Below are 13,024 nucleotides of genomic sequence, written 5' to 3'. Positions count from 1 at the left end.
GCCTGGTCGACCCAGGCCAACCAAGAGCGCGCCGAGCGGCGGGCACCCTTATGATGTAAGAGCGCGCCACACGGTGCCGCTGTCGCGAACGCGAAGGCTTTTGTGAGCGGCACCTTGCGCGGTGCTGCTTGGCGAGCCCCCTCGCTCGCAATGGCCACACAATACTCGACCAGAGCGGCCGTGCAACCTGCCGGCGACGGAAGTTTTAAGGTTTTGTTCTTCAGAGCTTGACTCTGGTCACGCCGATTGGTACTCATCCGCCACGCATCGACGGAGGCGCCCTCCGGTGATGACCCGGCGCGAATCAGGAAATCTCTGACGAGCGCTTTCAGAGGTTCAGTCGGCTGTCCCGAGAATGAATTTCTGAATTGGATGATTGACATCTGCGGGAGTAACTCAGTGGTAGAGTGCAACCTTGCCAAGGTTGACGTCGCGGGTTCAAATCCCGTCTCCCGCTCCACGACATAGGCTCTGCAACAGCGAGCAGACCAGCGAGGCCGGTGCGACCCACCGGCCTCTGTGTTTTGTTCCATGGCCCGGCGCGCGGGCGCCGGCGGGGGAAGCACGGGGCGCGACGGGGCTCGAAGCGCTGACCGATGTGCGCGATCGATGCGCCGATCGATGCGCCGGGCGGCGGGCCTGTGATACGAGGAGTCGCCTCATGTCCGCTCCGCTCCACGAGCGCCTGCGCCTCCTTGCCCACAGCCTCGAGCGGCAGTTCCTGGGCAAGGACGAGATCATCCGCCTGCTCATGATCGCGGTCGTCGGGGGGGAGCATTGCGTGCTCCTCGGCCCGCCCGGGACCGCGAAGAGCGCGCTCATCCGCACGCTCGCCGAGCTGATGCAGGCCCAGTACTTCGAGTACCTGCTCACGCGCTTCACCGAGCCGAACGAGATCTTCGGCCCCGTCGACATCGGCGCTTTCCGCGAGGGCGTCTACCGCCGGAACACGTCGGGGATGCTCCCCGAGGCCGAGATCGTCTTCCTCGACGAGGTCTTCAAGTCGAACAGCGCGATCCTGAACGCGCTGCTCACGCTGCTGAACGAGCGCAAGTTCTCGAGCGGCGGCCAGGTGATCCGCTGCCCGCTCATCAGCGTGTTCGCGGCCTCGAACGAGGTGCCGGGCGACGAGACGCTGACGGCGATCTTCGACCGCTTCCTCCTGCGCGTGCAGTCCGACAACCTCGACGCCTACCACTTCAGCGAGCTGCTCCAGCGCGGCATCCAGCAGGAGATCCGGCACATGGCCGGCGAGCCGCTCCGCCCCCTCGTCGCCGCGCGCGAGCTCGCCGAGCTCGGCCGGGGGTTCGGCGCGCGGATGAACTTCGGCGACGCGTTCCTGTCGGCCTACAAGGGGCTGGTGTTCCAGATCCGCGCCGAGGGGATATCGCTCTCGGACCGCCGCGTCGTGAAGATGCTCAAGCTCTTCGCCGCGAGCGCCTACCTCGACGGCCGTCAGACCACGGACGCGAGCGATTTCTTCGTGCTCAAGCACATCTGGAACAACCAGGATCAGGCGGCGATCCTCGAGGGCATCGTGCAGCCGGTGCTGGAGGCGTTCTTCCGCGAGCACCCGGAACGCCGCCGCGTCGGCGCGCTCGGGGTCGGGGTGGAGGCGCTCGCCGCGGAGATCGACCGCATCCGGCAGATCCTCACGGGGGGCGCCGCGCTCGGCGATGTGCAGCTGTTCAGTCAGCTGAAGGCGCTCGGCGAGATCAAGCAGGCGCTCGCCGGCATCAACGACGCCCGCGCCCGCGAGCTCGAGGCGCGCGTGTCTCAGCTGCTCGAGGCGTCGTTTCGGAGCGGGCGTTTCGCGCAGATCTAGCGGGGCCAGCGCCGGGCGCCGGCGGCGAGCCGACCGTGGCCCTGGAGCGGGCCCTCGGCGCGGCCGGGCCCGCGCCGGGCGCCGGCGGCGAGCCGACGGTGGCCCTGGAGCGGGCCCTCGGCGCGGCCGGGCCGAAGCCGGGCGCGCTCGGGGCGTCGGCGGTGGCCCTGGAGCGGGCCCTGGGCGCAGCCGGGCCGAAGCCGGGCGCGCTCGGGGCGTCGGCGCCGGACCGCGCGCGAGCCCGCGGCGCCGCGGGCCCACGGCCGCGCGCGGACGGGCCGGCGGCCTCGGGCGCGACTCGAGGCGACGCCTTCGCGCTCGACCGGGCCAGGCCGGCGGCGCGGCGATGGTCGACCGGTCCAGACGACGCGCCCATCACCGCGCCACGGATGCGCTTGGGCACGCCGAACGCCTCTCGGATGTGAAGGAGCTCGTCGACCGTCAAGGCGCGCCACTCTCCCGGCCGGAGCCCTTCCGAGGTCACGCCCGCGAACGTCGTCCGGGCCAGGCGCATCACGGGCCAGCCGGTCGCCTCGCCCATGCGCCGGATCTGCTGGTTGCGGCCCTCGCGGAGCGTCACCTCGAGCCACGTCTTGTCGCCCTCGTGGCGGAGCAGCCGCGCCTCGGCCGGCAGCGTGACGCCGTCCTCCAGGCGGATCCCCTCGCGCCACGGCTTGAGGTCGTCGTCGCTCATGACGCCCTGGACCTTCAGCACGTACGTCTTCGGCACACCGCCGCGCGGATGGAGCAGCGCGTTGGCGAAGTCGCCGTCGTTCGTCATCAGCAGGATCCCGCTGGTCGCGAAGTCGAGCCGACCCACGGGGTAGAGGCGCGCGCCCGTGCCGCGCACGTAGTCGGCGACCGTCGGGCGCCCCTCGGGATCGCGCAAGGTCGAGACGACGTTCCGCGGCTTGTGCAGGGCCACGTAGACCGGCGCCTCGGAGACCAGGCGCTTGCCGTCCACCTCGATCCGGTCCTTCTGCCGGTCCGCCTTGAGGCCGAGCTCAGTGACGACGCGGCCGTTCACGCGCACCCGCCCGGCGAGGATGAGCTCCTCGGCCGACCTGCGCGACGCCACGCCGGCGCGCGCGATGATCTTCTGCAGACGTTCTTCCATGGTGTGCTCGAGACCTGCGCCGACGCTGCGATGCCGGCGGGCGGCTCTGATAAGCACGCCCCTCGCGCCGCGTCGACCAACGTTGGTTCCGCGCGCTCCTCACGCCCGAGCCCGGCGTCGACGCCGGCGCGCCCAGACGGCGCCGGCGGCGAGCGCCCGCGGCCCAGCTGCGCCGGGCGCGCGAGCCGCAGGCGAGGCCAGGCGGGCGGGATCGGCCTCCAGGCCGGCCGGAGGAGGCGCGCGCTATTTCTTGTCCTTGGCGGGCTCCGCGCTCCCGCTGCCGCCCGCGGCCTCGTCGGCCTTGTCCGCGGCGGATTGATCCTCCGCGGCCTTCTTCGCGGCCGCCGCGGCGGCCTCCTCTTCCTTCTTGCGCTCGTCTTCCTCGACGCGGCGCTTCACCTCGTTGTCGTGGTCCCACCGATCGACCCGCTCGTCGGCGTCGATGTCCACGCCCATCCGCTCGAGCCGGCCCATGCGGTAGATCTCCCACACGTCCGGCTTGCCGTCGCGGTTCGTGTCCCGCTTGATGCGCGCGAGCTTGCCGCCGCTGTAGTACTTCCACTCGTCGGGGTTGCCGTCGCGATCGGAGTCGACCCTCACCTCGGCCAGCCGCCCGTTGGCGAACGTGAGCCAGGTGTCGATCCGGCCGTCGTAGTTCGCGTCGGACTCCTCGTGCAGGCTCTCGCCCTTGTCGTTGTACCTGCGGACGACGTCCTTCACCCCGTCGAAGTTTGTGTCGATCTCGCGGCAGACGAGCGCCCGGTGGCGATCCTCGCCGGTGCCCACGATCTGATAAACGCGCCGCACGTTGGGCTGGATCGCGCCCGGCCCCGCGGTCTCGCTCACCTCGCGATCCGGTCTGCCCTTCCAGTCGCACATCGAGCGATCGTCGATGCTGCCGTCGGCCCTGCGAGCCGCCTCGACCTTCGGCGCCTTCGCGCCCTCGAACCCCGGATCCGACCCGCACGCCGCGCCGAGCAGGCCGAGCGCGGCGTGCGCGATGAGCGCTTGTCTCCTCATGTCACGGTCCCTTCTTGTCGGCCGGCTGGCTCGCTGCGTTGGCAGGAGGAGGCGCGGAGCCCGCGGGCGCGGCGCCAGCCGCCGGGGCCGCGCCCGCTGCGCCCGGAGCGCTCGCCGCCGGGGCCGCGCCGGCCGGGACCGCCGCGCCCGCCGGCGCACCGGCCGCCCCCGGCTGCCCCGGCGCGGCGCTCGCGTCGCCCGCGAGGGGCGCCGCGCTGCTCGGCGGAGGCGCGGCCGCCTTCGGCGCGCCGTATGACTCGGCGCAGAGGTCCACCACGCTGTTGGGATCCGGCTTGCCGTCGGCGTTCTGATCGCTCGCCACGACCGCGCACTTCGCGTCGTTCGGGTTGTTGAACTGCCACCACTGGTCGATGATTCCATCGCCATCGGAGTCGCGCTCGCGGCGCACGAGGCGCGGCCCCTCGTAGTAGTCCCAGGTGTCGAGCTTGTCGTCGAAGTTTGTCTCGCGCTCCTTCAGCACGACGACGCCGCGCTCGTAATGCGCGATCTCGTCGGCGCGCCCGTCGCGGTCGAAGTCCGATTCGCGCCGGCGCTCGAGCCCCTGGCCGTCGTAGTAGATGAAGGCGTCGATCGCGCCGTCCAGGTTCAGGTCGACGACCCGGCAGACCTCCCGGCCGTCCTTGCTCACGTGGATGATGTCGGGCGTCCCGTCGCCGTTCACATCGACCTTCTGCGCAGCGGCGGAGTCCTTCTCGCAGGGCTCGTGGACGATCGCCGTGTCCCGCTCGCCGTTCGCGCTCTTCGCGCTCTTTGGCTCCGGCGTCGAGGACGCGCAGGAGGCGACGGCAGCGGTCATCAGGGCCACGAGCAAGCACCTGGACGACGGCCAGGTGAGCGGGAATCGCGTCATCGAGAGATTCCTCCGGCGGGCCCGGGACCTTCGGGACAAAGCTCGACGCGCCGGGCGAGCCGTCCCGACGCGGACCAGCTTCGGCGGCAGTCTAGACCGCCGTCCGTGCGCACATCAAGAAGCCCACAGGAGGCGACCCGCCGGCCAGCGCGCGCGATCCCGAGCCCTCGCCGAGCGCCAGCGCCATTCCGATTGACATCATACGTACCGGCATCTAGGGTAACGTCTTGTCAGTCGTACCCATCGAGACTGGCGGGTTTACCCTCCCGGGCGTGACATGTCGCGGAAGAAAGTCTCGACGACCATCTACATCACGCCCGAGCAGGCCGAGCGGCTGAAGATCCTGCACGAACGCACCAAGGTCCCGATCGCCGTCTACATCCGCGAAGGGATCGACATGGTCCTCAAGCACTACGAGCACGTGCTGCCAGGGCAGATGTCCCTGGAGAGCACGCCGGTCCCCCCGCCGCCGATCCCCAAGAAATGACCCGGACCGGGGGCTGGCGCGCCCTCCCGGCCCGGAAGCCTGCCTCCTCGGCCTCGCAAGCCTGCCTCGCCGGCCTCGGAAGGGGCCGGAGGCGGCCGGGCAGGGCGGGCGCCCGGACGCAGCGTGCCGTCCGGGCGGATAGCTTCGCGGCGCGGGTCGCGCTAGGAGCAGGCGCGCCGTGGTCCACCATTTCCCTCGGCGCTCGCAGCGCGACGTGCTGCGGTTCGTTTCTCGGAGGCGCACGGACCTCGGGTCCGCTCCTCCGCATCCCGGTCGAGGCCGCGCGCCGCGGCCGCTAACGCTGGTCAGGTCGCCGCGCCCTGAAGCTCGCCATGCCCGTTGACGCCAAGCTCATCCGCAACTTCTCCATCATCGCCCACATCGACCACGGCAAGTCCACGCTCGCCGACCGCATCCTCGACGCGACCGGGGCGCTCACCGCCCGCGAGCAGAAGGAGCAGTTCCTCGACAAGATGGAACTCGAGCGCGAGCGGGGCATCACGATCAAGGCCCAGACCGTTCGGCTCGACTACACCGCGAAGGACGGGCAGACCTACCGGCTCCACCTCATCGATACGCCCGGGCACGTCGACTTCAACTACGAGGTCTCGCGTAGCCTCCAGGCGTGCGAGGGCGCGCTGCTCGTCGTCGACGCCAGCCAGGGCGTCGAGGCGCAGACCCTCGCGAACGTCTTCCTCGCGCTCGACAACAACCTCTCGATCATCCCGGTCCTCAACAAGATCGACCTCCCGTCCGCCGACACCGAGCGGACGACCCGCGAGATCGAGGACGTGATCGGCCTCGACTGCTCCGGCGCCATCCCCGCCAGCGCCAAGACGGGGATCGGCATCTCGGAGATCCTCGAGGCCGTGGTCGCGCGCGTCCCCGCGCCCAAGGGCGATCTTAGCGCGGCGCCCCGCGCCCTCATCTTCGACAGCTGGTACGACAGCTACCGCGGCGCGGTGGTCATGGTGCGCGTCGTCGACGGCGTCCTCCGCAAGGGGCAGAAGGTCCGCTTCATGGCGACCGGCCGCGACTACGAGGTCACCGAGATGGGCGTGTTTACGCCCCACGCGACCGCCATCACCGAGCTCGGGCCCGGGGAGGTCGGCTTCCTCGTCGGCAACATCAAGAGCGTGGTCGACACGAAGATCGGCGACACGGTGACCGACGCCGTCCACCCCGCGACGACGCCGCTGCCCGGCTTCAAGGAGGTCAAGCCGATGGTCTTCGCCGGGATCTTCCCGACCGACTCGGCCCAGTACGAGGACCTCCGCGACGCCCTGTCGAAGCTCCACATGAACGACGCGGCGTTCGTCTTCGAGCCCGACACGTCCGAGGCGCTCGGGTTCGGCTTCCGGTGCGGCTTCCTCGGCCTGCTCCACATGGAGATCATCCAGGAGCGGCTCGAGCGCGAGTACAACCTCGACCTCATCACGACCGCGCCGAGCGTCGTCTACCACTGCTTCCTGACCGACGGCTCGATGAAGTCGATCGAGAACCCGGCGAAGCTCCCGCCGCCGAACCTCATCGATCGCATCGAGGAGCCGATCTTCCGGATGACCGTCCACGTGCCGTCGGCGTACGTCGGCGCGGTCCTCGCCCTGTGCCAGGAGCGGCGCGGGGAGCAGAAGTCGATCCAGTACGCCTCGTCCGACCGCGTGATCATCACGTACGACATGCCCCTCAGCGAGGTGCTCTTCGACTTCCACGACAAGCTGAAGAGCGTGTCGCGCGGCTACGCGTCGATGGATTACGAGCTCGTCGGCTACCGCGCCGACGACCTCATCAAGCTGGACATGCTGGTGAACGGCGACCCGCTCGACGCCCTCAGCGTCATCGTGCACCGGGAAAAGGCCTACGCCCGCGGCCGGGACCTCGCCGTGAAGCTCAAGGACATCGTGCCGCGCCAGCAGTACGAGGTCGCCATCCAGGCGGCGATCGGGACGAAGGTCATCGCGCGGACGACCGTGAAGGCGATGCGCAAGGACGTGACCGCCAAGTGCTACGGCGGCGACATCAGCCGCAAGCGCAAGCTCCTCGAGAAGCAGAAAGAGGGCAAGAAGCGGATGAAGATGGTCGGGAGCGTCGAGATCCCGCAGGAGGCGTTCCTCGCCATCCTGAAGATCGACTGAGGCGCGGGGCGCCGCTCCGCCCACGTGCCGCGCCGGCGCGGCACGCGGGCGTGGCGGCGCGCGGCCCCCGCCCGTATAAGCCGCCCATGCAGCCCGCCCCCGCCCGCCCGCGCGCTCGCCGCGCGGCGCCCCCCGCCTTCGCCCTCGCCCTCGGCCTCGCCGTCCTCGCGTGCGACGAGCCGCGCGCCCCGGCGCCGGGGGCGTCCGCCTCCGCCCCCGCTGCTCCCGCGCCGGAGGCCGCGGCGAGCGCCGCGCCGGCGCCGAGCGCCGCGCCGGCCCCCGCGACGGCGCAGGCCGCGAAGCGGGAGATGCCGCCGCGGCCGGTCCCGATCGGCTCGAGCGGGCCGATCCAGCCGAGCGCGCCGGCCGAGCAGCAGATGATGGCGATCCAGTACACGCTCGCCATGGTGTCGCCGCAGCCGACCGATCCGCTCGTGGACAAGGCCTACCTCGAGGGTATCCTGCCGAAGCTCGCCGCCGCGGCGCGCACCGCGGACAAGGGCAAGACGCCGCCCGATCCGGTGAAGGCGACCAAGGGGAATCGGAAGATCGAGGTCGACATGGGCAAGGGGTGCACCGAGCGCACCCCGTCGAACCTGCTCGCGCAGCGGGCAGGCTCGTCTCTCCAGGCGGCGTACGACGCGGGGATCCTCGTCGTCTCCTGCCACGATTCGCTGTGGGAGTGCCACCAGTCGACGCGGGATCCGGACGACGTCCTGTGCCACGCAGCGCCGCGGCGCTGAGCGTGGTATGGGCTGCGTCTGCCATGCAGGAGACGCTTGCCTACTCGGTCCCCGGCGCCAACGCGCTCCCTCGACCGGATCCGCTCGCCGAGATGCTCGCCGAGCTGAACCAGAACCGGCCGCCGCTCGCCCGGCTGCGCCACGACGCCACCATCGCCTTCGGCCCCGCCATGCGCGTCGAGCGCTTCTTCCTCGGCAACGGGCTCAAGGTGCTCGTGCTCGTCGACGCCTCGGCGCCCGTGGTCTGCCTGCAGACCTGGTTCGGCGTCGGCTCGCGCCACGAGCGCGTGGGCAAGACCGGCATCGCCCACCTGTTCGAGCACCTCATGTTCGGCGAGACGGAGAGCGTCGCCCACGGCGCGTTCGACCGGATGCTCGAGGAGGCCGGCGCCGAGACGAACGCGGCGACGTTCCTCGACTGGACCTACTACCACACGAACCTGCCGAAGGACGCGCTCGAGCTCACCCTCCGCCTCGAGGCGGAGCGCATGGCGCGGCTCGTCCTCCGCGACCCCCAGGTGTCGAGCGAGAAGGAGGTCGTCGCCAACGAGCGGCGGCAGCGGGTCGACGACGACGTCGACGGCGCGGTGAGCGAGCTGCTCTACAAGGAGGCGTTCACCAAGCACGCCTACGGGTGGCCCACCATCGGCTGGATGGAGGACATCAAGGGCTTCACGACCGACGACTGCGTCGAGTTCTACCGGACGTACTACGCCCCCAACAACGCGGCGCTGGTGATCGTGGGCGACGTGGCGCTCGATCGGGCGCTCAGCGCGGTGCAGGACCACTACGGCGCGCAGGAGCCCTCGAAGCTCCCGGTGGAGGACGTGTGCCCCGAGCCGCCGCAGGTCGCCGAGCGCCGCGCCGAGGTGGCGAAGCCGACCGCGACGCACAAGGTCGCGATCGGCTACCGCTCGCCGGCGCTCGGCGATTTCGACCACGCGCCCCTCGTGCTGCTGAACGAGATCCTCTTCGCCGGGCGGTCGTCGCGCGTGCACCGCGCGCTCGTGCAGGAGCAGGAGATCGCGAGCGAGATCCGCGGCTGGGTCGGCTCGTTCCGCGACCCCGCGCTGTACGACATCTACCTCTCGGCCCGCGGCGCCCACACCGGCGACGAGCTGCTCGCGGCCCTCGACCCGATCCTCGAGGAGGCGCGCCGCACCCCGGTCGCCGAGGCGGAGCTCGACCGGGCGAAGGCGCGCATCGAGCTGTCGGTCCTGCAGGGGCTCGAGACCGTCGCCGGCAAGGCCGAGCAGATCGGCTTCTACGAGACGGTGCTCGGCGATCCCGCGGCCCTGTTCGAGCGGCTCGCGGCCTACCGGCGGGCGACGGTGGGGGATCTCCTGCGCGTGGCGCGGCGCTACCTCGTGACCTCGGCGCGGACCGTGATCCACGTGATCCCGGACGGGTCGGGCGACGAGGGCGACGAGGGCGACGCGGACGCGGAGAGCGAGGAGGCATCGTGACCCAGAGCGTGAAGGGCGCCGTCGCGTGGGGCGCCGAGGGGCAGGGCAGGGGAGCGCCGGGCGCACGCGTCGCGCCGCGCGACGGCGCGGTGCTCGTGGAGACGAGCCACGCGCTCCCCATCGTCAGCATCGTGGTCGCGTTCCGCTCCGGCTCGGCGCACGACCCGGTCGGGCGCGAGGGGCTCGCCCGGATCACGGCGCGCATGCTCCGCCGCGGGGCGGAGGGCTACAGCGCGAACGAGATCGAGGAGACGATCGACGCGCTCGGCGGGGAGTTCGGCGCGGACGTGGCGACGAGCGCGACGACGGTGCACTTCGAGGTGATCAAGCGCTCGCTCGACAAGTTCATCGAGCTCGGGGCCACGCTCCTCGCGCGCCCGACGTTCTCGCAGCCCGAGCTCGCGCGGCTCCTGCGCGAGGCCGAGGCCGAGCTCATCGAGGCGCGCGACAGCGATCGCGCGCTCTGCAGCCGCGCCTTCCGGCGGACCCTGTTCGCGGGGCACCCCTACGGCCGGCGCATCGCGGGCACCATCCCGACGCTGCGGGAGATCACGCGCGACGACGTCGCGGCCTTCTACGCGCGGCACTACACGCGGCGCAACGCGCTCGTGGCCATCTCGGGCGACATCGAGCCCGGCGAGGCGCACCGGGTCGCCGAGCGCCTCCTGTCCGGCCTGCCCGAGGGCGAGGCGATCCCCGACCCGGTGACGGACCCCCCGGCCAGGCCGGGGCGGTGCCTCGTGTTCGTCGACAAACCCGAGCGGACGCAGACGCAGATGGTCATCGGCGGGCTCGGCACCGACGCGCACGACCCGGATCACATGGCGCTCCTGGTCGCGAACACCGCCTTCGGGGGCACCTTCTCGTCGCGGCTGATGCAGGAGGTGCGGGCGAAGCGCGGCTGGTCCTACGGGGCCTCGTCGCGGGCGGGCTTCGACCGGCACCGCGACGCCTTCACCATGTGGACCGCGCCCGCGGCGCAGGACGCGGCCGCGTGCCTCTCCCTGGAGCTCGGCCTGCTCGAGGCGCTCCGGCGCGACGGGATCACCGAGGACGAGCTCACGTTCGTGAAGCGCTACCTCGTCCGCTCCCACGCGTTCGAGATCGACACCGCGAGGAAGCGCGTGCACCAGAAGCTCGAGGAGATCCTGTACGACCTGCCCGAGGGGTACCACGAGACCTACTTGAAGCGGGTCGAGGAGGTCACCCTCGAGGACGCGAACGCCGCCGTGCGGCGCCGGATCTCCGAGGACGATCTCGTGATCGGCGTCGTCGGGACCCACGGGGAGATCGGCGAGGCGATCGCCTCGGCCGTCCCGAAGCTGGCCGAGGTGAAGGTCGAGCCGTTCGACCTGGAGTAGCGGGGCGCCGGCGATCGCCGACGGGACCGCCCGCGCATCGGATCGGGGTGCGCCCGCTCGAGGCGCACCCCCGCGCGCCGGGCGCGCGCCCGTCGCGGACGCTCGGCCCGCGGCGGCGCCGCGCAGGCGACGCCGCGTGATCGGCCACGGCGAAGGCGGAACGAACGCGAGCGCGACCGGCGGGTGACCTCCGGCATCGAAGGCGCTGCTCCTTCGCGAGACAGGGCAGAGCTCGCCGCGCCTGAGGATTTCCGGCCCCCCAGGCCGCGCTCGTTCCGCGCGACGTGCGACGTGCGCCCCGGCGCTCCCTGGCGCCGGCTCGCGAGGGCGGACGACGGGAGCTCGCGATGAAGGCACGAACGATCAACGCGCTGGTCCTCGCGGCGGCGACCGCGCTCTCCGGGCCCGCCGCCGCGGCGGTCCCGATCACGATGACCCATCAGGGGCGCCTGTTCGACGCGGCAGGACGGCCCATCGACGACACGCTCGAGGTGGTGTTCGCGTTCTACGACGCGCTCGACGCCGCCGTGCCCATCTGGAGCGAGGTCCACACCGTCACGTTCGACCACGGGTACTTCTCGGTCGACCTCGGCGAGCTCACGCCCGTGGGCAAGCCGGTGTTCGAGGGCGCGGCGCGCTACCTGGGGATCCGGGTGGGGGAGGATCCCGAGATGATCCCGCGCGCCAGGATCGCGAGCGTCCCGTACGCGCTCCTGGCCAGCAACGTCGCCGGCGACATCACGCCGAGCTCCATCTCCGTCGGCGGCCGCCTCGTCATCGACAGCGGCGGCACGTGGGTCGGCGCCCCGGTCGGCCTGCAGGGCCCGCCCGGCCCTGCCGGTCCGAGCGGGCCCGCGGGGCCGCCGGGCGGGCCGGGCGAGCCGGGGCCGCCGGGGGAGCCGGGCGAGCCGGGGCCGCCGGGCGAGCCGGGCGAGCCGGGGCCGCCGGGTATACCAGGGCCGGCAGGGCCGCCGGGGCCCGCTGGCGTGGTCTCGAGCACCTCCGTTTCCGGCATGGGCGCCGACCCGCGGGCCACGCTGCAGTTCCTCGCTGCGCCTGCCACCGTGAGCGTGACCGACCCGGGGCAGCGCGTCTTCGTCGTGTCCAACAAGGCGCTCGGCGCCGCGGCGTCCCCTGCGGACCGGCTCTTTCTCTGGATCTGCTCCCAGCCGATCGAGCCGGTCGGCGACATCCATCCGACCGGGACCGGCGTGTACGCGCTCCGGGTCCCGGCGAACACGAGCGTCAGCATGGGGCTGAGCGCGGTGCTCTCGCTGCCGCCCGGCCAGTACAACGTGGGCCTCTGCGGGAGCTCCGAGAGCCCGTTCTGGACCAACAACGACTATTCCTACACCTCCGCCGTCGTCGCCCTGGAGTAAGGTCGGGCGGCGCGGCCAGCCCCGCGCCGCGCCGCCCGCGCGGCGCGTGGACGGCGATCTCCACCATGCAGAAGGAGCTCTTGACCCCCGCGGCGATCCTGGTCGGCAGCCTCGCCATCGCGACGGGTCTCTACCTGGGGCTCCAGCGCCCGGCGCCCTCCTCCGGGCCGCCGCCCGCGGGCGCGGAGGCCGCGGCCGCCTCCGTGAAGGCGCCGCCGGCGCCGGCGGACGCGCAGCCTCCGTCGCAACCTCTCCGGGCGCCGGCCGCGGCCCCGCCGGCGCGGCCGCGCGAGCTCTACGAGCGCGTCGAGGCGGACGCCGTGAAGGCGCTCGAAGCGCGGCGGGCGCTCTTCGTGAAGCAGTGCTGGGAGCCCTCGGTCAGGAAGAACCCAGCGCCGCCGCGCGCCAAGTACCTCTTCAACATGACCTTCGACGAGTCCGGGAGGGAGATCGCCCGCGGCATCAGCGAGGTGCGAGGGATGGAGCGCCCCGACGCCGCGCAGTGCCTCCGGATGATCCCGCTCGGGATCGGCGTGCCGCCGCCCGGGACGCGCGTCGCCGTCGAGATCGAGATGATCCTGCCGTGAGCGCGCCGCCTCCGCGGAGCGCTGGCCGCCGCG

Annotated in this window: 11 protein-coding genes and 1 tRNA gene; 9 read left to right on the top strand and 3 right to left on the bottom strand. The window is 72.1% G+C overall.

Annotated features, from left to right (window positions below):
• The first annotated feature begins 385 nt into the window (after nt 1-385).
• Nucleotides 386-460, top strand: a tRNA-Gly gene (locus tag WMF20_RS22260).
• 201 nt (nt 461-661) lie between these two features.
• Nucleotides 662-1,825: an AAA family ATPase gene (locus WMF20_RS22255; RefSeq protein WP_129576245.1), complete on the top strand. Its 1,164-nt coding sequence runs from the start codon at nt 662-664 to the stop codon at nt 1,823-1,825.
• Here the strand turns inward: WMF20_RS22255 and WMF20_RS22250 are convergent.
• The 3 genes from WMF20_RS22250 to WMF20_RS22240 form a co-directional block, all read right to left on the bottom strand.
• The gene (locus tag WMF20_RS22250) at nt 1,737-2,942 is read right to left on the bottom strand and encodes a pseudouridine synthase (RefSeq protein WP_437616591.1); all 1,206 of its coding nucleotides are present in this window, start codon (nt 2,940-2,942) and stop codon (nt 1,737-1,739) included. The genes WMF20_RS22255 and WMF20_RS22250 overlap by 89 nt on opposite strands.
• Nucleotides 2,943-3,185: 243 nt before the next feature.
• Nucleotides 3,186-3,962 (bottom strand): hypothetical protein, encoded by a 777-nt coding sequence (locus WMF20_RS22245; RefSeq protein ID WP_437616589.1) that lies wholly within the window; start codon nt 3,960-3,962, stop codon nt 3,186-3,188.
• Between the two features lies 1 nt (nt 3,963).
• Nucleotides 3,964-4,833: a hypothetical protein gene (locus WMF20_RS22240; RefSeq protein ID WP_437616587.1), complete on the bottom strand. Its 870-nt coding sequence runs from the start codon at nt 4,831-4,833 to the stop codon at nt 3,964-3,966.
• A gap of 277 nt (nt 4,834-5,110) precedes the next feature.
• Here WMF20_RS22240 and WMF20_RS22235 point away from each other — a divergent pair, with 277 nt between their 5' ends.
• The 7 genes from WMF20_RS22235 to WMF20_RS22205 all read left to right on the top strand — a co-directional run bounded on the left by WMF20_RS22235 (nt 5,111) and on the right by WMF20_RS22205 (nt 12,991).
• A complete protein-coding gene (locus WMF20_RS22235; protein ID WP_020736532.1) occupies nt 5,111-5,320 on the top strand; it encodes a ribbon-helix-helix domain-containing protein in 210 nt (69 codons plus the stop codon).
• Nucleotides 5,321-5,652: 332 nt separating this feature from the next.
• Nucleotides 5,653-7,455, top strand: a complete 1,803-nt coding sequence (lepA, locus tag WMF20_RS22230; protein WP_129576241.1) for a translation elongation factor 4 — start codon at nt 5,653-5,655, stop codon at nt 7,453-7,455.
• A gap of 86 nt (nt 7,456-7,541) precedes the next feature.
• The gene (locus WMF20_RS22225) at nt 7,542-8,198 is read left to right on the top strand and encodes a hypothetical protein (protein WP_165374122.1); all 657 of its coding nucleotides are present in this window, start codon (nt 7,542-7,544) and stop codon (nt 8,196-8,198) included.
• Nucleotides 8,199-8,221: 23 nt separating this feature from the next.
• Nucleotides 8,222-9,664, top strand: a complete 1,443-nt coding sequence (locus WMF20_RS22220; protein ID WP_437616584.1) for a M16 family metallopeptidase — start codon at nt 8,222-8,224, stop codon at nt 9,662-9,664.
• Nucleotides 9,661-11,025 carry a M16 family metallopeptidase gene (locus WMF20_RS22215; RefSeq protein WP_437616582.1) on the top strand — a complete coding sequence of 455 codons (1,365 nt, stop codon included), beginning with the start codon at nt 9,661-9,663 and terminating at the stop codon, nt 11,023-11,025. The genes WMF20_RS22220 and WMF20_RS22215 overlap by 4 nt, the downstream gene beginning before the upstream one ends.
• Before the next feature lie 347 nt (nt 11,026-11,372).
• The gene (locus WMF20_RS22210) at nt 11,373-12,404 is read left to right on the top strand and encodes a collagen-like protein (RefSeq protein ID WP_437616580.1); all 1,032 of its coding nucleotides are present in this window, start codon (nt 11,373-11,375) and stop codon (nt 12,402-12,404) included.
• A 65-nt stretch (nt 12,405-12,469) separates the two neighbouring features.
• A complete protein-coding gene (locus tag WMF20_RS22205) occupies nt 12,470-12,991 on the top strand; it encodes a hypothetical protein (protein WP_437616578.1) in 522 nt (173 codons plus the stop codon).
• Nucleotides 12,992-13,024 lie beyond the last annotated feature (33 nt).

It is taken from the genome of Sorangium sp. So ce834 (assembly GCF_051521425.1).
GTDB classification, from domain to species: Bacteria; Myxococcota_A; Polyangia; order Polyangiales; family Polyangiaceae; genus Sorangium; species Sorangium cellulosum_D.
This window is presented reverse-complemented; position numbering and strand designations above follow the sequence as displayed.